Source organism: Methylocystis sp. WRRC1, from assembly GCF_020733155.1.
Taxonomy (GTDB): domain Bacteria; phylum Pseudomonadota; class Alphaproteobacteria; order Rhizobiales; family Beijerinckiaceae; genus Methylocystis.
On the sequence record NZ_JAJFZJ010000001.1, the window covers coordinates 3,617,336 to 3,640,135 of the forward strand.

The window sequence follows — 22,800 nt, forward strand, 5'->3', positions numbered from 1 at the left end:
GTAGCGTATATCCTTGCCTAACGCCCGCCGCTTGCGGCTTACTGCCGCCAACGTGATTCGACTTCTCCACACCGCCGACTGGCACCTGGGCGCCGCGCTGCAAGGCTGGCCGCGCGAGACCGAGCACCGCGCCGCGCTGGCGCAGCTCGTCGCCGTCGCCAGAAATCGCGCGGTCGACGCGATAGTCGTCGCAGGCGATATTTTCGACAGCCTCAACCCCTCCGCCGAGGCCCAGCGACTTTTATACGACACGCTGCGCGACCTGCGCGCCGCCTGTCCCCGCGCGGCGATCGTCCTGGTCGCCGGAAACCACGACCCCGCCGGCCGACTGGAGGCGCCGCGCGCCCTTTTCGAGATTGCCGGCGTCGCCTCGGTCGGCGTCGTCGCCCGACGCGAGCGGGCGCTCGATCTCGCGGCCCATCTTTCGCCGATCATGGACGCCACGGGCCGGGTCGGCGCGCATCTCCTTGCGCTGCCCTATCCGCGCGCGGCCGACCTTCCGCTCGCGGGGCCGGAGGTCAAGGGCTCGCCCGTCGTCTGGGGCGTGCGGGAGCTTTATCGTGAGGCCGTCGCCGCCGCGCGTGCCCAGATTGGCGATGCGCCCCTGATCCTTACCGGGCACCTGCACATCGCGGGCGGGCTGGAATCCGAAGGAGCCGAGCGGCGCATTCTCGTCGGCGGCGAACATGCCGCGCCGCCGGAGATTTTTCCCACCGACGTCGCCTATGTGGCGCTCGGCCATCTGCACCGCCCGCAAGCCGTCGGCCGCGATTCAATCCGCTATTCGGGTTCGCTCATCCCGATGTCGAAGACCGAAATCGACTATGACCATGGCGTCAGCATCGTCGACATCGACGACGCGGGCGGCGCGAAAATCGAACATTTCTCCTTCGCCCGCGCCGTCGCGCATCTGCGCATTCCCACCAGAGGGGCGTTGTCGCCGGGGGAAATCGAAGGCGCGCTCGCGGCGCTCGATGTGGATACGCAATCCGCGCCGGACTTGCGGCCCTTCGTTCACCTCGCCGTGAAGGTCGACGGTCCCGCCGTCGGGCTGAAAGCGGAGATCGACGCGATCTGCGAGAAATTCCCGATCCGTCTCGTGTCGCTCAGCGTCGAGCGTCCGCAATATCAGGCGTCGCCGCAGGCTGCTCCCGTGCGTCTCGCCGAGCGTCAACCGCTCGATCTGTTCCGCGAGGCTTTCGAACGCGCGCATGGCGTCGCGCCATCGGCCGAGCATCTGCGCTGCTTCGAGCGCCTCTCGCAGGAGTCATAGTTGCGAATCCTTGCGATCAGGGGCGAAAATCTCGCGAGCCTCGGCGAAAGATTTTCGATCGAACTGGAGCAGGAGCCGCTTCGTTCCGCGGGACTTTTTGCGATCACCGGCGAGACCGGCGCGGGAAAGTCGACGATCCTCGACGCGCTTTGTCTCGCCCTGTACGACGATTTTCCTCGCGCGGGCTCCCACAATCCCAAGGAGCGCGTTCTCGACGCCTCCGGAGACGCCATTCTGGCGAAGGACCCCGGAAACATTCTGCGGCGCGGCGCAGGCCGCGGTCATGCCGAAGTGGACTTCGTAGCGCGCGACGGACTCCGTTACCGCGCGCGTTGTGATCTGCGGCGCGCGCGCAACAAGGCAAGCGGCGCTTTGCAAAATCGCGGACGCAGCCTGTGGCGCATCGACGAAGACGGCGCTGTCGTCGCGACGCTCGAATCCGGCGTCGAGCCCGTCAATCGCCGCATCGTCGAACTCACGGATCTCACATTCGATCAGTTCCGCCGCACGGCGCTTCTTGCTCAGGGCGATTTCGACGCCTTTCTGCGCGCCGACGCCAAGGAGCGGGCCGAGCTTCTCGAAAAAATCACCGGCGCTGAAATCTATGGGCGCCTCTCGAAGCGCGCCTTCGATTTCGCGCGGGAGGCGCAGCAGCAGCTCGCGACGCTCGAGCAGCGCCGCGCCGACATCGGCGTCATGCCGGAGGAGGAGCGCGCGGCGACAGCCGAAGAAGCGGAGCGCGTGACGGAGCAGCGCGCTGCGCTCGCTGCGGAGCGCGAAACGACCAATGCGGCGCTGCGCCGTCACGACGCGCTCGCGCAGGCGCTGGCGAAGCTCGCGCAGGCCGAAAGCGATTGCGCTGCGGCCGCCGCGGCGTATGAGGCGGTGGGGCCGCAGCGCGCCACGCTCGCCGATCTTGCGCGCGTCGAGCCCTTGCGCGCGCCGCGCGACGATGTCGAGCGCGCTGCGAAAGCGTTCGCAGAAAAGCGAGAGGAAGCGGCGCGCGCCCTTGCGCAGGCGCATCAGGCGCAACAGGCGCTCGACGACGCGCAGGCGCGCGAGCGCGCCGCCGGCGAGGCGCTTGCTCTGATTGAAGCGGAAATCGAGCGGCTCTCGCCAATATGGGCGCAGGCGAGCGAACTCGATTTACGCATCGCCGCGCTTGCGCAAGAGGAAGAGAAGGCGCGTCGTCTCGCACAGGAAGTGGCCGCGCGCGCAAAAGAGAAGCAGGACGAGGCGGCCAAGATTCTTGCACAAAAGGCGGAAACCGAGCGCGAGAGAGAAAAGGCGGACGCCGAATTCGCGCGCTTCGCATCCGCGCAGGCGCTGAGCGAGCGCTGGAGCGAGATCGACGAATGGCTCGGCAAACGCGCCGAAATCGCCATAGCAAAAACTGTCGCAGGCGAACGCCTGCGCGCCGCGCTTTCGGAACTGAAGCGCAGCGAGGAAATGCGCGCCGCTTTCGACGCCGCGGACGAGGCCGACTGCGCCGCGCGCGATGCGCTGTTCGCGCAACTGGCCGAGCGCGGCGCGGCGCTCGGCGCGCTCGGTGAGGCCGACGCGCAGCAGCGCGCGGAAGCGCTCACGCGCGCGCATGATCTGCTGCAGGCGTTGAGCGGTTGCGCGCGCGAGCACGACCGGGCAAGGGCGCAGGCGGCCGCCTCAGGCGTGGAGGTCGCGCGCTTTTCGCAGGAGACGGAAGCGCTCGCGCAACAATTGGAAAACTTGCGCCAGACGCGGGATGCGAACGCGAAGCAGAGCGACGAGGCCGCGCGACTTGGCGAGCTCGCCGACGCGGCCGTCGATCAACATGCGCTGCGCTTGCGTGCGGCGCTGGAGGATGACGCGCCATGCCCCGTTTGCGGCGGGCTGGAGCATCCATTCGCGCAGGCGCAGGATGCGGCGCAGAAACTCGTTGCGGAATTGCGCGCGCGGCGCGACGCCGCGCGGCGTGCGTTGACGCAGACGGATGCGGAAATTGCGGCGGCCTCGGCGCGGGAGGCGAAGGCGCGCGCGCTTCATGGCGACGCCGCGCGCCGTCATGCGGAGGCGGAGGCCGCGGCGGTGCGCGCGGAGCAGGATTACGGCGCGCTTCTCGCCCGGCAGCCGCATGACGCGGCGCCGTCCTCGATAGAGGGCGCGTTGTCGCAGCTTGTCGCGCTCATCGAAAAAACGTCGGCCGAACGCGAAGAGATCGCGCAGAAGCTCACCGCGGCGCGTCGCCTGCGCGGCGAGCTGGATCGGCTACGCGCGCAATATGACGAGAAGCGCAATGCTATCGAGGCGCGCCGCGTCGATCGCGATGCTGCCGTCGCGCTCGCCCGAAACGCCGGGGAAGAGCGCGCGCGGTTTGAATCTGCAATCTCCGGCCATGGCGACCGCATCGAGTCTCTCGATCGCTCGCTCGCGCCCTTCCTGAAGCTTTGCGATCTCGCAAGCGTCGATCTCGACCGTGATTTCGCCGGCGCGCGAGGGCGACTGGAAAAGGCCGGCGCGCATTACCGTGCGGCGAAAGACGCGCTCGAGGTTTTGGCGGCGAAGTCGTCAACTCTCGCCTTGCGCGCGGCGACTCTGGAGGCCGAAGCGCGCGGGGCGGCGGCGAGCGAGGCCGAAGCCAGGATTGCGCATGAGGAGCGCCGGCATGATCTCGCCGCGATGCGGGCCGAACGCGCGCAGCTCCTCGGCGGCGAGGAGACGGCGGCTCATCGGGCGCGCTATGAGGACCGCAATCGTTCGGCCGCAGCGGCGCGCGAGACGGCGCGTGAGGCCCTGACCGAGGCCGGCAAGGCGAAAGCGGCGTGTGACGAGCGCAATGCGCGTTGCGGAGACGACGTCGCGGCTGCGGAAGCCGCGCTTTCGAAAGCGCGCACGGCCTTCGCCCGAGCGCTCGAACAGACGGGTTTCGATGCGCCGGCAGCCGCGTCATTGCTCGCGCTCGCGCCGGAGCAGACCGCGGCGATGCGAGGCGAGGTCGAGGCTGCGCTGCAAGCCCTCGCCAACTCGCAGGCCGCTGTCGCCGCAAGGCGCAAGGATGTCGAGGAAGCGCAAGCCGCCGGGCCGCCGGAGACGCCGCGCGAAGAACTTGCCGCGCATGAGGCGGCGCTCGCGCAGCAACTCGACGCGCTCGCGACCCGACTGGGCGTATTGCAGGAGAAGCTGACGCAGGACGACAAGGCGCGCGCCCAGGCGCAGGCGCTTTGGAATGAAATCGAGGCGGCGCGGACGACGCGCAGGCTTTGGGATGAAATCAATGAAGCGATCGGCTCGGCGACGGGCGACAAGTTCCGCCGCTTTGCCCAAAGCGTGACTCTGGAGCAACTCGTCGCGCTCGCCAACCAGCGCCTCGCGCTGCTTGCGCCGCGCTATGCGCTAGAGCGTTCGGGCGACGTTGGCGCCCTCGGGTTGCAGATCGTCGACCGGGATCTTGGCGACGAGCGCCGCTCCACGCGCTCGCTCTCGGGCGGCGAGCGCTTTCTGGCGTCGCTCGCCCTGGCGTTGGCGCTGGCGGGGCTGGAGGGGCGCGACTCCTTCGTCGACACGCTCTTCATCGACGAAGGATTCGGCGCGCTGGATTCGGCGACGCTCGACGTCGCCGTCGACGCGCTGGAGAATCTGCAAGGGCAGGGACGCAAGGTCGGCGTCATCAGCCATGTCGAATCAATGCACCAGCGGATCGCGACGAAGATCTGCGTCGAGCGGCGCGGCGGCGGCGTCTCCGTCGTGCGGCTGCGCGCGCCCGGTTACGGAGCCTGAACGGTCGACCGCTTTATCGCCGCCCGCGCGATCATCAGGCTGGCGACGAGGAGCAGCGCGGCGATGAAATAGCCGGCGCCGGGGAAGGCGCCGAAATAGATCGACCCCGCGAAAATCTGCGTGAAGAACAGCGGCCCCACCATTCCGGAAACGCCGCGCAGGCTGCCGAGCGCGCCTTGCAGACGCCCTTGCTCGGAGGCGCCGGCGAAGCGCGTCGCGAGACCCTGAAAGGACGGGTTCGCCATGCCCCACATGGCGATCAGCGGGGGCGCAGCCATGAAGATCGCGCCCGTCGGCGCGAAGGCGTAGGCCGCGAATCCCAGCGCGCCGCTGACGAGCGCAATGGCGAGCGTCTTCTTTTCGCCCAGACGCGCGACGGCGGGACGCACCAGGCCCCCGGAGACCACGGTCTGCGAAACGCCCACGATCGCCAGCGCCCAGCCGGTCGTGCCGGGATCCCAATTGTAGCGATACTGGGTGTAGAGCACGAAGAGCGCCGGCAGCGACTCATGCGCGAGATAGGAGAGGAACAGGGCGCCCGCGATCATCGCCAGCGCAGGCTGGCTGCGCAGGAAATGGAGCGAACCGAGCACATTGGCGCTGCGCCAGACGATCTTCGGCGTGCGCTTTTCGGGCGCCAGCGACTCCGGCAGGATGAAAAAGCCATAGAGCGCATTCGCGAGGCTGAAAGCCGCCGCGGCCCAGAAGGGCAGGCGCAGGCCATAGTCGCCGAGAACCCCGCCGATCGCCGGTCCAAGGATGAAGCCGACGCCGAATGCCGCACCGATCAGGCCGAAACGGCCGGCGCGCTTCTCCGGCGGCGTGATGTCGGTGATGTAGGCGTTGGCGGTCGCCACGCTTGCGGCGGTTATTCCCGAAATGAGGCGGCCGACGAAGAGAAAGCCGAGCGAGGGCGCCAGCGCCATGAAGATGTAATCGAGGCCAAGCCCGAGATTCGACAGCAGCACCACGGGGCGCCGGCCGTAGCGGTCCGACAGCGCGCCGAGCACGGGCTGGAAGAGGAACTGCATCAGCGCCCACGAGAAGCCGAAGACGCCGGTGACCGTCGCCGCCGAGCGCAAGTCGCCGCCCTCGAACTCGGCGATGAGCTTCGGCAGGACCGGGATCATCACGCCGAGCGCCAGCATGTCCAGCGCAACGGTGACGAGGATGAAGACGAACGCCGCTTCGCGCGGGCGCTTCGGCGCAAAGTTCATATGTCTGCCTTCCGACGAATGGTGGAGCTTTCCGAGTAACAGGGAACCCGCGCGGCCGGCAAGCGGAGGCGGAATCGGCGTCGGGATTTGTGTGTTTCTCTAATCGAATATCGAGAAAAACATTATTTCTGTTGCAGAAAGGCCACCCGAATCAGAGGTATACAGGACGAAATTGTGTCCTTGGCGCCACACATGGCGCTGATCGGCAGTCACAATCTGTCGCACTGAAAAATTGTCACGCGTCTGTCATCCAGCGTCTGTTTCTCTCGCTCCCGAGGTTTAACGGAGTCTAAAAAACATGAGGCTTGGAGTTGCACATTTCGCGCTCGCTATCGCGGCGTTTGGGCTGTTCTCGGCGACGACGGCGACCCCCGCCACCGCTGACACGAGCTCGGAGATCCGCGCGCTCAAGGCGCGCCTGTTGAAGCTGGAAGCCGCCGAGGCCGAAGCGAAGCGCGAGGCGAAAGCGAAGGCCGCCGCGGCTGCTCAGCACGCTTCAGCAGCGCCGGCAGGCCATGGCGCCGTCGCTGCGGGAGCCCCTCCGGCGCCCCAGCACTGGTATGAGCGTCTCAGCCTTCGCGGCTATACGCAGATGCGCTACAACGACATTCTCAGCGGCGGGCCGTTTTACAACGACATCTCCACGCCCGGCGACAAGTCGGTCGGCCCGCGTCAGAACTTCTTCATCCGCCGCGCCCGCATGATCCTGAGCGGCGACGTCTCCGATCATCTCTACCTCTACTTCCAGAACGACTTCGCGAGCGCGCCGTCGGGCACGTTCTCGAACTCTCCGACCTTCAATCCGCCCGGCAACTTCGCGGCGCAACAGGTTTATTATTATTACAACCAGCCCTTCGGCCTCTTCGCCTATCCGGGCTGGAACCAGCAGGGCAACTACAGCTCCGCGCCGGGCAATTTCGGCCAGATCCGCGACCTCTATGCGGACATCTATTTCGACAAGGACAAGGAATTCCGCGTCCGCGCCGGCCAGTCGAAAATTCCCTACGGCTTCGAAAACATGCAGTCGTCGCAGAACCGCCTCGCGCTCGACCGCGCCGACGCAATCAACAGCTGCTGCAAGGACGAGCGCGACCTCGGCCTGTTCTTTTACTACACGCCCAAGGAAATGCGTCATCTCTTCCGCGATCTCGTGAAGAACAACCTGAAGGGCACCGGCGACTACGGCATGGTGGGCTTTGGCGTCTACAACGGTCAGGGCGCCAATCGCATCGAGCTCAACAAGAACACCCATCTCGTTGCGCGCTTCACTTATCCTTACGTCTTCGAAAACGGCCAGATCGTCGAAGCCAGCGTTCAGGGCTACACCGGCAAATTCGTGCCCTATACGACCGGCATCCGTCCGTCTCTCGGCATGGGAACGAACTGGGCCGGCTTCATCCCGAGCGGTTCGCCCCTCGCGGACATCGGTTCGGGCTTTACGCCCTATGTCGATGGTTCCGGCTGGAATAATCTCGGCAATTACAACCTCAGCTCCTGGGGAGCGAGGAACGGCTGGGGGCCCGTCGTCGCGAACGGCGGCACCGGCATTCAGGACTCTCGCGTCGCTGTCACCGGTGTGATCTATCCGCAGCCTTTCGGCATCAGGGCGGAATGGAACTGGGGCGTCGGGCCGCAGCTGAACGAAACCCAGACCGCGATCACGAAGCGGACGCTCAACGGCGGCTATGTCGAAGCTACCTACAAATATGAGGACAAGGAGTTCGGGACGGGCACCTGGTTCCCCTTCGTGAAGTGGCAATATTATAATGGCGGCGCCAAGTTCGAGAACAATGCTCCGCTGATGCGAGTCAATGAATGGGACGTCGGCGTCGAATATCAGCCCCTGCCGGAGCTCGAGTTCACCGCGATCTACTCCCATATGGATCGCACGAACGTCCAAGCCGCGCCTTACCGTCAGTTCCAGGCGGACCTGATGCGCATGCAGCTTCAGTGGAACTACTGATCGGCTGCGCCGCATCCGCGTGAACCATGGCGCTCCCGGCCCGGCCGGGGGCGCTCTCTTCGTTTTGTAAAGGCTGTGACAATGAAGCTCATCCAGACGCTGACGCTCTTTTTCGCGCTCGGTTGCGCAATCGGCATGGCGCAGGCGGATGACTATGACGATGCAACCGCGGCCGCGCGGCGTGGCGACCACGCGGCCGCGCTGAAATTGCTGAAGCCGCTTGCGGAAAAGGGGAACGCCAGGGCGCAAGCGGAGCTCGGCGCGATCTACGTGGCAGGAAAGGGTGTGCCGACCGATCCGAAGGAGGCCTTGAAATGGACGCGCCTCGCGGCTGAGCAGGGGGTCGCCTCGGCGCAATTCAATCTCGGCGCGATGTATCTCGACGGACAGTTCGTAGCGCAGGACTACAAGGAAGCCATGAAATGGACCCTGAAAGCGGCGAGTCAGGGACTGGCGGCGGCGCAGCTGAACATTGCGAGCATGTATTACGACGGCAATGGCGTCGCGCAGGATTACAAGGAAGCCGTGAAATGGCTTCGTCTCGCGGCGGCGCAGGGCGACGCGGACGCGCAACTGAATCTCGGAACGATGTATGTCGCCGGGCAGGGCGTCGATAAGGACCTCCTGCGAGGCCATATGTGGACGCGTCTTGCGACGGAGTCTCCGTCCATGAGCGAGAGCGACCGGAAAACGATCCGCGAGATGTCTTCGAAGACGCTGACGCCGGAAGAGATCGTCAAGGCGGAGGCGATGGCGAAGAAATGCAGGGAGTCCGCTTTCAAGGACTGCGATTGACGATCGTTTCTATCTGCAACAGGTCGAAAAACTGCGTCGCCGATGCGCGATTCCTATTCCGAGACCCACCCGACAAGGGTGAGTCTCTTGTTGCATACAGCGGGTCACTGACACTGGAAGCACCAGGTGACGAGCTGATCGATCGTGCAGGTGTATTTCGTGCCGTTGCTGCAGGTTTCGTTGAACTCCTGCACGCATACCGGCTGCGGTCCGGGCAAACAGTAATTGCGGACGTTCGACTGGGCGCAGCCGGGATCCTTGACGGCGCCGCCGACGATCTTGCTGCAACTGCCGGCCCCCGGTTGCGGGACGCTGGAGCAGCCGAGGGTGATCGTGATGTCTTCGCCCTTGAAGCACCAATTGGTGAAGGTGGCGTCGAATTTGTTCGGCGTCGTCTCCGCGAAGAGATTTTCACTTACCGAAAAACAATTGTTATTTTTATTGTAGTTGAACAAGGTCCCGGGATTGGCCAAGCCCCAGAAATAAGGGTGGTCTCCCGTGCAATAATAAGCCCATCCCTTAGTGTCCCAGCCGCCGTAATGGACTGGCCCCATCTGTTGTTCCTGGCAGTTCGGGACCATCGGATTGCCCCAGTGATCGACAGGGCAGGCGCCGGCCGTCGCCTCGGTGGGACTGACGAGTAAAGCGACAAGGAGGATCCCGCAGGGCAGCGCCGTCGTGTCAATACGAACCATTTTACGGCCTCCCTAACTGGCCAGTTTTTGACGGAAGGCCGCCGCGTTGCTCCATCATGCTGACAGGCGACACATTCCTCGATGAGCAGCCCAGAAAAACGGTGACGGCGCCAACTGCCGGCCCCTGGTTTTGCGCAGCAAAGAAAAGCCGTTCGTCGCGCGGTTGAGGAATGTGATGGTATGGGGGATCGGCCTGAACTTTTTGCAGCGCCTGGATCTGTATGTGCTCGTGTTGCTCGGTATCCCAGCCGACAAGGTGCGGGGCGCGCGGGGGGCATTTGTAGTTCAGCAACTTCCCCTGGCCGGCCGCAATTCTCTCCTGGCGCTGCGCCACGACCTGACAGGGCCGAACGCCGCATTCGTTTCCCAGACGCTTCAACACTCGCGTGGTATTGAAAAAGGTCGGCTGGGCGTTCGATTCGATAGGGGCGCTCGCGAAGATCGCCGCCAGACCGAATGTAGCTATCGCGACTGAGAGAAGACGGGATGGCCGGTCGGTGATTCCTGCCTGCATGGACAGCTCTTTCTGTTTTTTCTGCAGCAGGCTAACGCGCAACCTTTGGCGTTGGTTCCACGCAAAATGTTACCAGTGGGCGATCCCACCAGGCTTCTGCGCCGATCCGGCATGTCGGGCACCGCCAAACGACGAAAAAGCAATAAAAATCAATATATTGAGACGCTAGTCGGAAGGCGGCCTGAGAACCTGCGTCGCCGACGCGCAAGAAATTATGATTCCGGCAGGCGCTCCACCCGCGCGGTGAAGATGTATCCTTCGAACCGGATGGTTCGAATGATTTTCGGAAATGACGGGTTTGCCTCGATCTTGTGGCGCAGGCGGCTGACGATGATATCGACGCTCCTCTCGGACGGAGAGTCGATCACATCGTGCGTCAGCTCGATCAGGCGACCGCGCGACAAAACTTGCCCCGCGTTTTCACAGAAAACACGGAGGGTGCAGCACTCGGCGCTCGTCAGCGGTAAATGAACGCCGCCAAAGCCGACAAGTTTGCGCGCCTGAATCTCGAGTCTCCAATCGGAGAACAGGTACCCTTTCTCGCGGGCGGGCTTCGCCAGCTTTGACATTTCGACGCGCCGGCTGAGCGCCCGGATGCGCGCCAGGATTTCGCGTGGGTCGAGCGGTTTGGGAATGTAGTCGTCGGCGCCGATCTCCAGACTGATGATCTTGTCGACATTGTTATGGCAGTTCGACGTCGTGATGATCGGGACGGCGTTTCCCTGTCGTATCCTTTGGCAGATGGAAAACCCATCCTCGCCCGACTGCGCCAGATCGAGAACCACAAGGTCGAAGTTCTTGGTTTGAAATGCCAGATCCATTTCCTTGCCGTCCGCGACGACGGTGATCTCGATATTCTGTCTGCTTAGATACGGCACAATTGTATCCGAGGTAGCCTCATCGTCGCCCACGAGGAGAGCGGACAGCTTTTTGGCGCCGGTTTTTTGCGTCATCCTTATTCCTTGTCTCGAGCAGGCGATAAGACGCGTTTGGCGCACAGCATCTAAACCGTGCTCTGTATAATTGCTTTTCTCCAATGTTTCTGAATGTCGAAAATTACGTTTCTGCCAGAAATAAATTAGACATGATAGCGCTGTCTATGTAACAGTGTCTTTGCTTTAGAGCATCATGTTCGATTTATGCAATACAAAAGCGTATCTGTAACAAAAGTGTCTTCGACATGAGGATTCTGGCGTTCACCAAAACTTTGGGGAGCGTCAGCATGAAGCGTATTAACAACATGAAGCGTATTGCAAGCGCAAGCAGCCTTGCTCTCGCGATTGCGGCCTTTGGCGTAATCGCCTCCGTCTCCGCCGCGAGCGCCGGGCCGGACAGCGGGGCCATCGAAGTGCGCCTGCGTCAGCTCGAAAGCGAAATCGCCAAGCTGCGCAAGGAAGCTCGCGACGCCAAGGCGCAGGCTCAAAGCGCCGCCGCTGCGGCCCAGAAATCGAATGTCTCCAACGCCGCGCACGTCAAGGCCGGCGATGTCCACGCTCCGCCGCCTGTATTCGTCAGCTTCAAGAACGGCCTGTTTGTCGAGACGGAAGACAAGGCGTACAGCTTCAAGGTTGGCGGCCGTCTTCAGATCGACGGCGGCGGAAACACCGAACCGCTAAATGGCTGGGCGGGTCAGACGGGCTTCCGTCGTTCCCGAATCGAAGTCGAGGGCCGCGCGGCAAAATACTGGTTCTACAAGGCGCAGGCGGATTTCAACGGCGCGCCGAACGGGCTGACGCTTGGCGTCTGGCGCGACGCCTATCTCGGCTTCGAGCATCCGGCGCTGACGCTTCCCGGCGTCAAGGATCCGATCTTCATCATGATCGGAAGCCAGTATGAGCCGTTCAATCTCGAGGCGATCAACTCGTCCAAGTATACGGACTTCATCGAGCGCGCGATGATGGCCGACACTTTCGGCCCTTACCGACATGTCGGCGCGTCGATCGGCGCGCATGGCGACAACTGGACCGCGAAGGGCGGCGTCTATTCAACGAGCTTCGAGGACGCGGCCCTCAACCCGACGCCAAACGTCCCCGCCGCATGGGGCGTGCTCAGCGGCGCGGGCTGGGTTCCGACCGGCGGCGCCCAGTATTATGACTTCACCGGCCGTTTGACCTACGCGCCGATCAAGGACGAGCACAACCTGCTCCACCTCGGCATCGCGGGCCGTTACCATCGCCCCAACGACGCGACGGGCGCGAGCGACGACCGCGAATTGCGACTGGGCAACCGCGTTCGGTCCGAGGCGAATATCCTGAATCAGTCGCTTCTCGGCACGCCCGATCTCTCGTGCGGTTCCGTCTCCGTGCCCTATGGCGTTGGCGCGCCCTTTATCAGGACGGGCGTCGCAGGCCATTGCGTGCGCGACATCTTCACCTTCGGCGTCGAACTTGCGGGTTCGTATGGGCCGTTCTCGATCCAGGCCGAATACAATGGCGCTCAGGTCAACCGCAACATGACCAACGTCATGCTGGCGCGCATGGCGAATGTCTTCGCCCCGGGCGGGTCGAGCGAATATTTCAGCGGCTGGTATGTCCAGGGCCAGTATTGGCTGACGGGCGAAGAGCGCGTCTCCGCCTATAGCGTGAAGGACAGAAACGGCGCGACGTTCGAGCAGATCAAGATCAAGAATCCGCTCAGCGCCGGCGGGTGGGGCGCCTGGGGCCTCGCCGCGCGATATAGCGAGGTCAATCTGAACAGCGGCGGTCTGCAGGGATCGAGCCTCTACAACGCCCTCGCCCTGACGACTTTCGTCGCGCCCAATCCCGCCGCTACGGCGCTGGTCGCCACGTCCGGCATCAACGGCGGCCGTCAGGAAAATGTCACGGTCGGTCTGAACTGGTATCCAGACAATGGATTCCACTTCCAGGCCAACTGGACTCATGTGCTGAACGTCGCCGCTCCGCTGAACGGAAACGCCTCGCAAGGCGGCTTCATCAACGGCGCGCATCCCAACCTGTTCGAGGCGCGGGCTCAGGTTTACTGGTAAGCGCGCCGCGCCAACGAATGAAGGCCGCCGGTCCGAAAGGGCTGGCGGTCTTCGCGCGCCGTCGGCCCGGGACGCGTGTCAATTAAATTGACCTTTGGGAACGCTTCCTGTATGCAACTCCCTGCTGCGCCGCAGCATGAGGCGCTCCAGCCGCGTAGATCGGACATTGCCCGCCACGGGTGATCCGACCAGCTGTCGAGCCTCCCTTATCGCACAATCGACGGCCCGATACGCGGGGCAAGTCTCCCATTTCTCCGTAACCGGTCCGTCCGCGCCACTTCCTGGCGACGGCGCGCGGTCACACATGAAAGACGCTAAGTGACAAAATTTTCCGATCTCGGTCTCGCCGAGATTCTTCTTCGCGCCCTCGATCGCGAAGGCTATGAAACGCCCACCTCCATTCAGGCTCAGGCCATTCCGTATCTGATGGAAGGCCGCGACCTTCTCGGCATTGCGCAGACCGGCACCGGCAAGACGGCGGCCTTCGCTCTCCCGATCCTCAACCGGCTCGCCGCCGACCGCCGCCGGCCCGCGCCCTTCACGGCGCGCACGCTGGTGCTGGCGCCGACCCGCGAACTTGCGGCGCAGATCGCCGACAGCTTCCGGGCCTATGGCCAATTCATGCGCCCGAGCGTCGGCGTCATCGTCGGCGGCGTGTCGCACCGTCCGCAGATCGACATGCTGGCGCGCGGCCTCGACGTTCTGGTCGCGACGCCCGGCCGTCTGCTCGATCATATCGCCAGCGGCAAGCTGAAGCTCGCGGCGACCGAGGTTCTCGTCCTCGACGAAGCCGACCACATGCTGGACCTCGGCTTCATCGTGCCGATCCGCCAGATTGTCGCCAAGCTCCCCAAGAAGCGCCAGACGCTGCTCTTTTCCGCGACCATGCCGAAGGAGATCGCGGGGCTCGCGGAGGACATGCTTCAGAACCCGGCGCAGGTGTCCGTGACGCCGGTGGCGACGACGGCCGAGCGCGTGGCCCAGCATGTGTTCCTCGTCGACGGCGGCGCCAAGCGCGACATGCTGATTGAATTGATGAACGACGCCGATGTCTCCCGCGCCATCGTCTTCACCCGCACGAAGCGTGGCGCCGACCGCGTGGCGGAGCATCTCGATGCGGCGGGCGTCGGAGCCGAGGCGATCCACGGCAACAAGAGCCAGAGCCAGCGCATCCGCGCGCTCGACGCGTTCCGCAAGGGCCGCACGCGCGTGCTGGTCGCCACCGACATCGCCGCGCGCGGCATCGACGTCGACGGCGTGACGCATGTCGTAAACTACGAACTGCCGGAGACGCCGGAGGCCTATGTGCACCGTATCGGCCGAACGGCCCGCGCCGGGGCTTCGGGCCGCGCCATTTCGCTATGTGACAATGGCGAACGCCAGTTGCTCCGCCAGATCGAGAAGCTGACGCGCCAGACGCTCGCCTTCACCGATCGCCGCAGCGCCCATGCGCGCAATGACGACTCCACACCCGTGCGCCGCGGGCCGAGAGGCGGCGCGCCCAAGGGCAATGGCGGCGGGCGGAACGGGCAGAAGCATCCGCGCCGCGAGGGCCAGCCGCGCGACGGGCAGCGTCCTTCGGGGCAACGCCCGGCGGGTCCGGCCAGCGGCCAGAAGCGCCGCGCACATGGCGGCGGCAATCGCCCGCAGGGCGGCCGTCCGCAAGGATGACGCTATATTCATGGCCGCGTCGATTCGTCGGGGGCGGCCATGATTTATGATCTTCTCATTGTCGGCGGCGGAATCAACGGCTGCGCCATCGCGCGTGATGCGGCGGGGCGCGGCCTTTCCGTGCGGCTCGTCGAGCAGAACGATCTCTCGAGCGGCACGTCGTCCGCCTCCACGAAACTCATCCATGGCGGGCTGCGCTATCTGGAGCTCTATGAGTTTCGCCTCGTGCATGAGGCGCTGGCCGAGCGCGAATTACTGCTCGCCGCCGCGCCGCACATCATCTGGCCGCTGAAATTCGTCCTGCCGCACGAGAAGGGCCTGCGCCCCGTCTGGATGTTGCGGCTCGGCCTCTTCCTTTACGACCATCTCGCGCGGCGCAAGCGCCTCGAGGGTTCGCATATGGTGTCGCTGAAGGGCAATGCGCTCGGCGCGCCCTTGCGCGAGACCTATAATGTCGGTTTCACTTACGCCGATTGCTGGGTGGAGGACTCTCGTCTCGTCGTGCTCAATGCGCTCGACGCGAAGGAGCGTGGCGCGACGATCACGGTGGGCGCGCGACTGACGCAGGCCGTGCGCCGTGACAACCTCTGGATTGCGACGCTCGCTGACGGCGAGGAGATCTCAGCGCGTGCGCTGGTGAACGCCGCGGGGCCATGGGTCAGCCAGGTGATCGAGGAGGCGCTGCACGTTCGTTCGCGCAAGCATGTGCGGCTGGTGAAGGGCTCGCATCTCGTCACACGCCAGCTTTATGACGGCGAGCACGCCTATATCCTGCAAAATCCCGACGGGCGCATCGTCTTCGCCATTCCCTACGAGCGCGCGTTCACGCTGATCGGCACGACGGATGTCGTTCATGACGCCGCGCCCGGCGAGGTCGCAATCAGCGACGCCGAAACGGATTACCTGCTCGACTCCGTCAATCATTTCCTGCGCGCGGCGGTCTCGCGCGGCGACATCGTCTGGAGCTACGCGGGCCTGCGGCCGCTATACGACGATGGCTCGCTGAAGGCGTCAGTTGTGACGCGCGATTACGCCTTCGATCTCGACGCGCCGGACGACGCCGCGCCGGCGTTGTCGATCTTCGGCGGAAAGATCACCACCGCGCGCCGGCTCGCCGAACATGCGCTGGATGATTTGCGCGCCTACCTCCCCGCGCATGGCGAGCCCTGGACGGCCGGCGCCGTCTTTCCCGGCGGCGACATGGAGTTCGACGCCTTCCTCGCGGGATTGAAGCGGGAGAAGCCGTTTCTCGAGAACGATGTCGCGCTGCGTCTCGCGCGCGCCTACGGGACGCGAGTTTATCGCCTCCTGAAGGATGCGGCGTCGATGGCCGATCTCGGACGCGATTTCGGCGGCGGGCTGACGGAGGCGGAAATTCGCTATCTCGTCGAAAACGAATGGGCGCGCACGGCAGACGACGTCTTGTGGCGCCGCTCGAAATTGGGCTTGCACATGAACGCCGCGCAACAAGAGTCGCTTCGGAAATTCATGCGAGCCTGAAGGCACGCACGCGCTCCTCTATTTCAGCATTCCAATCGCGTCGTTCACAGACCCGGCCCCATTGATGACGCTCCTCGCCAGCCCCGGCGCCGCGACGGCGATGTTCTCCGCAAAAAACCGCGCCAGCGCCATTCGGCGTTCGGCCGAAGCCTCGCCCTCCTTGCGCGCGACATTCGCGCCTTTCACGAGCAGAGTCGCGCCGCGCGCGAGCGCGAAAAGGCGCAGGTAAGGCGTCGCTCCCGCGAGAGCGGCGACGGGGTCGGCCCGCGTGATGAAGTCGCTCGCCTGCGCCAGCGCCTCGACCGCTTCCCCAACCGCCGCATATTCGCCGCCGCTGGCGATCGCGCGCATGTCACCGATTTCGCGCGCCAGCGCCGCGCCCTTCGAGAGCGGCAGTTTGCGCGTCACGAGGTCGATCGCCTGAATGCCGTTCGTCCCCTCGTAAATGCCGCAGATGCGCGCGTCGCGCATGAGTTGCGCGGCGCCCGTTTCCTCGACATAGCCCATGCCGCCGAAGACCTGCACGCCAAGCGAGGTCGCCTCATTGGCGATGTCGGTGGAGAAGGCCTTGGCGACGGGCGTCAGCAGGCTGGCGCGCTCCTCGGCCTCTGCGGCGCGCACGGGATTCTTTTCACGCCGCGCGCGGTCGATGGCGGCGGCGGTCTCGTAGCAAATGGCGCGCGAGGCGGCGGTCATGCCCGCCATCGTCATCAGCATGCGAGCGACGTCCGGATGTTCGACGATCGCGCTCGTCTGAACGGCGCCGGGCGCGCGACCCTGCTTGCGTTCGCGCGCCCAGGCGAGCGCGTGCTGCGTCGAGCGCTCGGCAAGGGCGACGCCCTGCAGGCCCACGGCGAGCCGGGCGTTGTTCATCATGGTGAACATGCAGGCGAGGCCCTTGTTCTCCTCGCCGACGAGATAGGCGCCGGCGCCGCCGTTATCGCCATAGATCATCGTGCAGGTCGGCGAGCCATGGATTCCGAGCTTGTGCTCGACGCCGCCGCAGCGAAGATCGTTGCGCCGCGTGAAGGCGCCATTTTCGTCGGGCAGGAATTTCGGCGCGAGGAAAAGCGATATGCCTTTGGTGCCGGGCGGCGCGTCGGGAAGGCGCGCGAGCACCAGATGCACGATGTTGTCCGCGAGATCGTGCTCGCCGTAGGTGATGAAAATCTTTTGTCCGAAGAGGCGGTAGGTCCCGTCGCCAGCGCGTTCGGCGCGTGTGCGCAAAAGCGCGAGGTCGGAGCCCGCCTGGGGTTCGGTCAGGTTCATTGTCGCAGTCCATTCGCCGCTGACAATCCTGGCGAGATAGGTTTCCCTCAGCGCCTCGCTGGCGTGCGCCTCCATGGCGTCGATTGCTCCATGGCCGAGCAGGGGACAGAGCGCGAAGGCCATGTTGGCCCCGTTCCAGATTTCCGTGCAGCACGCGTTGAGCAGGGCGGGGAGGCCGAGCCCGCCATGGTCCGGATCGGCGGCGATCGCGTTCCAGCCGCCTTCCCGCCACAGCGCATAGGCCTCGCGCCAGCCGGGAGCAGTGGTCACGACGCCGTCAGCGAAGCGCGCGCCGACTTTGTCGCCGATCCTGTCGAGCGGATGGAGCGACCCTTCCGCGAATTTCGCCGCCTCGGAGAGCGTCTGTTCGGCGACGCCGTCGGCAAGGTCGGCGTATAGGCCGTCCGCCTCCAATGCGCCGTCTCCGGCGGCGATTCGGAGCGCGAAGAGGATGTCGTCGAGCGGCGCGCGATAGGTCATTCTGTCTCCCCAGGGTGCGAATCGTGAGCAGAAATTAGCGCAGCCGAAGCCGTCCGCTCCCCCGACGCAAAGATTTTTCAGGCCGGCGTCGTCGGCGCGCCGCTTGTTGGGAGCGATGCGGCTTGCGTCCGGGCCTCGAAGGCACGAGAATGAAAATTACTGTTTCCCTGCGAGGAGCCATGCCGCTTTACGCCTATCGCTGCGAAGATTGCCGCCACGAATTCGAGACGTTGAGCCGAATCGACGAGGCGCCGCCCGCTTGCCCCTCCTGCGGCGGCGCGCGGGTCGAGCGCCAGCTCTCCCTGATCGCCAAGCCCGCCGCTGGCGGGGACGCCGGCGACGCCTGCGCCGCCATGGCGGGCGGCGCGCCCTGTCCGAGTTGCCCGGCGCTCGCCGGCGGATTGTGATTGATCGCGGCCCTTTTCCGGCGACGAAAGAGGGGCGGTCATTCCCGCCTTTGCCTGGATGCGTTATCTTTGTTTCATGGTTTGGCGTGAATAATGCGTATATTCACATATGAAGCAGTTGACTTGACGCGAGAGCGTGGGAATCTGTTCTTTGATCCGGAATCCGTCCGGGGCGGGAAGTTTATGCTCCCGCGTGATATTAGGCATAGCGGCCGTCCTTTTCGGCCCCATGAAGGAGATGTTCCATTCGCCGTCCAATGAAGAGCACCGCGGCTCCGCAGAAGGAGGGACCGCGCATCAACCGGGAAATTCGTGCACGAGAAGTGCAGCTGATCGATTCCGAAGGTAAAAATCACGGCGTCGTTCAATTGCCCGATGCGCTGGCCATGGCCGATTCGGCCGGGCTCGATCTGGTGGAGATTGCGCCGAATTCCACGCCTCCCGTCTGCAAGATTCTCGACTACGGCCGATTCCGCTTTGCCGAGCAAAAGAAGGCGGCCGAGGCGCGCAAGAAGCAGAAGGTGGTCGAGGTAAAGGAAATCAAGCTGCGCCCCGGCATCGACGAGCATGATTACGATGTGAAGATGAAGGCCGTCCGCCGCTTCTTCGAGGAGGGCGACAAGGTCAAGGTGACGCTGCGCTTCCGCGGCCGCGAGATCGCGCATCAAGACATCGGCTATCGTCTTCTCACGCGCGTGAAAGCCGAGACAGCGAATCTGGCGAAGGTCGAGCTCGAGCCGTCCATGGAAGGCCGGCAGATGGTGATGGTGCTGGCGCCGCGCTGAAAGCGTTTCGCCGCCTCCGCCGGCGCGCCGGGGAGGTCATGGTGTGGAAAGGGCTGGGCCTTGCCGATGTCGCTGTGGGCTTCCTGGAATGTTGTCGCGCGTCGGGCGGGCTGCGGAGCCATGGCCATTGCGATCGTGGGCGTTGCTTCGCCCGCCGGCGCGCAACTTGCTTTGCCCGGGGCCGTCGCGCCGACGCCGGAAGGCACGGTGACCTCGCCCGCGGCGAAGCCGAAGAAAAAGCGGGTCAGCAGCGGTGAGATGGGCGAGGCGCGCGGCCCCGCCATCATGCCGAAAGCGCCCTCCGAGGACACGATCGTCGGCAAAAGCCTGAAGCTCGACGGGGCAGGCAGCACCATCGAACTCGCGCGCGCCGGGGCGGACCTGCAGGTGACGAAACTCGCCCTCGCTGGCGACCGGCTGTCTCGCTCGGGCGAAGAGTGTCGCGTCGACGTCGCCGGCATGCCGCTTAAGCTCACCCAGCGCAACAGCGGTTCGGGGTTGCGCCGCTATCAGATCGAATTCCCCGCCTGTCCTTTTACCTTCGACGTGCTCGACGGCGCCATTCTCGTCACCAATGAGGGCAAGGCCTGCGAGATCAAAGACGCCGACTGTCGCGCCGACCCCAGCGGCCTGTGGGGTATGGCGGAAACGGAATTCGATCCCAAGAAGGCGCCCGAGATGCTCGGGGCCCGGGCCCGTGTCGAAAAGACTGTCCGCGGCAATTTCCGCGCGCTTTACGACCGCAACAAGAAAGAGAAAGAGATCCGGAACTTCGTCGTGCGCGAGCAGGCGGGTTTTTCTTCCTGGCGCGAAGAGGTCTGCCGCTCCTATGCGAAAGAGTCGGAATTCGGCTATTGCGCGCTGCGCCTCACCGAGGCGCGCGCCATTGCGCTCGGCGCCCAGCTCGCGACGGGCATAAAGCTCCCGGCGGCGCTGGAGGCCGCAGCGACGGACGACGGCGACGCGAAGGGCAAGAGCGACAAGAAGTAACGCGCGCCCGGCGGCGTTGCGTAAGACCGGGAAAATTGGCTCCATAACAGTGTCCTTTGGAACGTGATGCGCCGTCGCCGATTTGCGACATGAGCGCGGCGTTCATGCGTAGCGAAGCCTCATTTACGGCGTTGGGGCGCATTGCGCCCTCGCGCGCGCGTGTTCGGCTCAAAAATTCTGGCTGGCTGCAACTTCTGGCGCCGCGGAGGCGGCTTGATAAAGCGCGCTTCATGGAAAGTGCGCCCCCAACGCTCGTGGACGCCGCAACAAGGGCCGTTACAGGATCCAAAGCTGGGCAATTTCGGAAAATATCCTATTGTAGACGCCGCGGCGAAACGCCGCGATTTCAATTGGAGGGGGTAATCATGAAACAAATTCTTGCGGCAACACTCGCCGCCACGCTGGCGGCGATGATTGCGACGCCAAGCCTCGCCGCCAACAATTTCAGTTTCAACCTCGTTCGCTCGAGCACGCAGGCGACCTGCGCGCCAAACGCGGCCGCGCGCGTCACCATTGCGCCGACGCCGCCGAAAGAGACCATGCATGTCGAGGTTTGGGGCCTTCCGGCGAACACCGCACTGGATTTGTTCATCACTCAGGTTCCCAAGGCCCCCTTCGGGATGTCCTGGTATCAGGGCGATTTGCAAACCGACGCCAACGGCCGCGCGGTCGGTGATTTCGAGGGTCGCTTCAATATCGAGACCTTCATTGTGGCGCCGGGGGCCGCGCCGGCGCCGGTCGTTCACGCGGGAGACGCCGCGACAAATCCGGTCATGGCTCCGCTGCATACTTTCCATGTCGGGATCTGGTTCAACAGCCCCACAGATGCGGCGAGGGCGGGCTGTCCGACGACTGTGACGCCGTTCAACGGGACGCATAACGCGGGCGTTCAGGTGTTGAACAGCTCGAACTTCCCGGACCTATCGGGCCCGCTGCGGCGCGTTCAATGAATTCGACGCGGCGACCGCATAAGCCCGGAAGTGAATTGCTCAACGACCGGGCGGCGATTTCGCAGTCGTCTTGTTGGCCCAAAGCAGCAGGGGGAAGAGAGGCCGAAGCCTCTCGTCCCTCCCGCTCTCTATTGATAGCCGTCGCCGCGCCTCGCTCGCGCGGGAGCGGACGATGGTGTAGCTGCAACCTTAAGTTTGTCTTCAGACATTTTTCATAAGCTTGGCAATAAACCGCCGCCGCCGCCATGACTTATCTTCACTCCGTTCAGAGTCCAGAGGGCGCCTTCGCCCCAGCGCGCTATGAATGCGGCTGGACGACGGCCGGAGAGCTCGCGCGCGAAAAAGCGGCGTGGCGAAAGCTCGCCGACGAGGCGATCGAACCCAATCCTGTCTATTGTTCAAATGTGCTCGTCGCGGCTGAAAGGCATTTGCGTGCGGGGCGTCCGATTCCACTTCTCATTGTGCGTGACTGTGCGCGTGGCGGAGCGCTTGCCGGCGTGTTTCCCCTGGAGGAGCGCGGCTGGCGCAACGGCTTTCCCGGCCGCGCACTTAGCCTTTTCGTCAATCCATTCACGTCGCTTACCCATCCGCTCATACGGCGGGACGACGCCCTTGTGGTGCTGGGCGAGGCGGTGCGTTATCTCGCGCGCGCGGGGCACGGTTCGCTGCTCTTTCCCTTCCTGACGGAAAAGCGCGGATTCTACGCCGCGCTGGACGAGGCGGCGCGGCGTGAGGGGTTGGCGCTGTCGCGCGTCGAGCGCTGGAGCCGTCCTGCGGTGGAGCCAGAAGTGGGGAAAGGCGGCGATTTTTATGCGCGCAACTATGTGAGCAAGAGCCGGCGCTCGAGCGGCGAGCGGCGTTTGCGTCGTCTGCAGGAAATTGGAGCCGTAGAATTCCCCAGTCTTTTCGTCGATGAGCCCGGCGGGCGCGAGGCGTTTCAGGCTTTCTTGCAAATGGAGCGCGACAGCTGGAAGGGGAAGGCGGGAACGGCGCTTCTGTGTCGGCAGGCGACCCGGGATTTCGCGCAGGAGGCCTTCAGCGGCGCAGATCACGCGCCGAGCGCGCGAATTCGCTCCCTAACGCTGGATGGCCGGCCAATCGCGATGGCGCTCGACCTCGAGTCGCAGGGCGTCGTCTATGCGTTCAAGGCCGCCTATGACCAGACCTATGCGCATTTCTCACCGGGCCTCATGCTCGATGCGCATACCGCCGCACATATCGGCGAGAACGATGAAATAAAGCGCCTCGATTCCTTCGCGCAGACTGAAATCGCACAGGCGGCCGTGTGGCGGCAGGAGGAGCCGATCCTGCGCAGCGTCCTCGCGCTGTCGCCGCAAGCCTACCGTACGGAGGCGCTTGCGCGTCGTCTGCGAATAGCGACCGCCACGCGAAACCGCGTGAAATATTTTGTTCGTCGCAGCCGCGAGATTGCTTCACTCGGCGCCAACGTCGCGAGCGGCCGAAAATGGTCGATCGTCCTGCTCGCGCTTGCCGCCGGCGCGCCGGTCGTTTCAACGGTCGTGACGCATCTCCGCTGAGTCAAGGCGGCTGT

The 22,800-nt window shown here is 64.5% G+C and carries 17 protein-coding genes; 12 read left to right on the forward strand and 5 right to left on the reverse strand.

Annotated features, from left to right (window positions below; genetic code table 11):
• Positions 1 to 52: 52 nt before the first annotated feature.
• Both LG047_RS17750 and LG047_RS17755 read left to right on the forward strand, forming a co-directional pair.
• Positions 53 to 1,273 carry an exonuclease SbcCD subunit D gene (locus tag LG047_RS17750; protein ID WP_227968032.1) on the forward strand — a complete coding sequence of 407 codons (1,221 nt, stop codon included), beginning with the start codon at positions 53 to 55 and terminating at the stop codon, positions 1,271 to 1,273.
• Entirely contained in the window at positions 1,274 to 5,026 is a 3,753-nt protein-coding gene (locus LG047_RS17755) for an AAA family ATPase (RefSeq protein ID WP_227968033.1), read from the forward strand.
• Here the strand turns inward: LG047_RS17755 and LG047_RS17760 are convergent.
• Positions 5,014 to 6,243: a TCR/Tet family MFS transporter gene (locus LG047_RS17760; RefSeq protein ID WP_227968034.1), complete on the reverse strand. Its 1,230-nt coding sequence runs from the start codon at positions 6,241 to 6,243 to the stop codon at positions 5,014 to 5,016. The genes LG047_RS17755 and LG047_RS17760 overlap by 13 nt on opposite strands.
• A gap of 298 nt (positions 6,244 to 6,541) precedes the next feature.
• Between LG047_RS17760 and LG047_RS17765 the strand changes: the two genes are divergently transcribed.
• Together LG047_RS17765 and LG047_RS17770 are read left to right on the forward strand one after the other, a co-directional pair.
• Positions 6,542 to 8,206 (forward strand): porin, encoded by a 1,665-nt coding sequence (locus LG047_RS17765; protein WP_227968035.1) that lies wholly within the window; start codon positions 6,542 to 6,544, stop codon positions 8,204 to 8,206.
• An 81-nt stretch (positions 8,207 to 8,287) separates the two neighbouring features.
• Positions 8,288 to 9,001 (forward strand): tetratricopeptide repeat protein, encoded by a 714-nt coding sequence (locus tag LG047_RS17770; RefSeq protein ID WP_227968036.1) that lies wholly within the window; start codon positions 8,288 to 8,290, stop codon positions 8,999 to 9,001.
• Positions 9,002 to 9,105: 104 nt separating this feature from the next.
• Here the strand turns inward: LG047_RS17770 and LG047_RS17775 are convergent, their stop codons facing one another.
• The 3 genes from LG047_RS17775 to LG047_RS17785 all read right to left on the reverse strand — a co-directional run bounded on the left by LG047_RS17775 (position 9,106) and on the right by LG047_RS17785 (position 11,163).
• Positions 9,106 to 9,696: a hypothetical protein gene (locus LG047_RS17775; RefSeq protein WP_144259433.1), complete on the reverse strand. Its 591-nt coding sequence runs from the start codon at positions 9,694 to 9,696 to the stop codon at positions 9,106 to 9,108.
• Position 9,697: 1 nt separating this feature from the next.
• Positions 9,698 to 10,210 carry a hypothetical protein gene (locus LG047_RS17780; RefSeq protein ID WP_227968037.1) on the reverse strand — a complete coding sequence of 171 codons (513 nt, stop codon included), beginning with the start codon at positions 10,208 to 10,210 and terminating at the stop codon, positions 9,698 to 9,700.
• A 212-nt stretch (positions 10,211 to 10,422) separates the two neighbouring features.
• Complete coding sequence (locus LG047_RS17785) at positions 10,423 to 11,163, reverse strand: response regulator (protein WP_227968038.1); 741 nt, start codon at positions 11,161 to 11,163, stop codon at positions 10,423 to 10,425.
• A gap of 269 nt (positions 11,164 to 11,432) precedes the next feature.
• On the opposite strand from LG047_RS17785, the gene LG047_RS17790 reads away from it, so the two are divergent.
• The 3 genes from LG047_RS17790 (at position 11,433) to glpD (ending at position 16,367) form a co-directional block, all read left to right on the forward strand.
• Complete coding sequence (locus LG047_RS17790; RefSeq protein WP_227968039.1) at positions 11,433 to 13,196, forward strand: OprO/OprP family phosphate-selective porin; 1,764 nt, start codon at positions 11,433 to 11,435, stop codon at positions 13,194 to 13,196.
• A 318-nt stretch (positions 13,197 to 13,514) separates the two neighbouring features.
• Positions 13,515 to 14,867, forward strand: a complete 1,353-nt coding sequence (locus tag LG047_RS17795; RefSeq protein ID WP_036280372.1) for a DEAD/DEAH box helicase — start codon at positions 13,515 to 13,517, stop codon at positions 14,865 to 14,867.
• 39 nt (positions 14,868 to 14,906) lie between these two features.
• Positions 14,907 to 16,367 (forward strand): glycerol-3-phosphate dehydrogenase, encoded by a 1,461-nt coding sequence (glpD, locus tag LG047_RS17800; protein ID WP_227968040.1) that lies wholly within the window; start codon positions 14,907 to 14,909, stop codon positions 16,365 to 16,367.
• A gap of 18 nt (positions 16,368 to 16,385) precedes the next feature.
• Here glpD and LG047_RS17805 read toward each other — a convergent pair whose 3' ends face one another.
• Positions 16,386 to 18,116, reverse strand: coding sequence for an acyl-CoA dehydrogenase (locus tag LG047_RS17805; protein WP_227968041.1), 1,731 nt, complete (start codon positions 18,114 to 18,116; stop codon positions 16,386 to 16,388).
• 149 nt (positions 18,117 to 18,265) lie between these two features.
• Between LG047_RS17805 and LG047_RS17810 the strand changes: the two genes are divergently transcribed.
• From LG047_RS17810 to LG047_RS17830, 5 genes are all read left to right on the forward strand, one after another.
• A complete protein-coding gene (locus LG047_RS17810; RefSeq protein WP_227968042.1) occupies positions 18,266 to 18,523 on the forward strand; it encodes a zinc ribbon domain-containing protein in 258 nt (85 codons plus the stop codon).
• Positions 18,524 to 18,780: 257 nt separating this feature from the next.
• Entirely contained in the window at positions 18,781 to 19,308 is a 528-nt protein-coding gene (gene infC, locus LG047_RS17815) for a translation initiation factor IF-3 (RefSeq protein ID WP_036280380.1), read from the forward strand.
• A gap of 120 nt (positions 19,309 to 19,428) precedes the next feature.
• On the forward strand, positions 19,429 to 20,298 hold the full coding sequence (locus LG047_RS17820; protein WP_227968043.1) for a hypothetical protein: 870 nt from the start codon (positions 19,429 to 19,431) through the stop codon (positions 20,296 to 20,298).
• 365 nt (positions 20,299 to 20,663) lie between these two features.
• Positions 20,664 to 21,248, forward strand: a complete 585-nt coding sequence (locus tag LG047_RS17825; RefSeq protein ID WP_227968044.1) for a hypothetical protein — start codon at positions 20,664 to 20,666, stop codon at positions 21,246 to 21,248.
• A 245-nt stretch (positions 21,249 to 21,493) separates the two neighbouring features.
• Positions 21,494 to 22,786, forward strand: coding sequence for a GNAT family N-acetyltransferase (locus LG047_RS17830; protein WP_227968045.1), 1,293 nt, complete (start codon positions 21,494 to 21,496; stop codon positions 22,784 to 22,786).
• Positions 22,787 to 22,800: the final 14 nt, after the last annotated feature.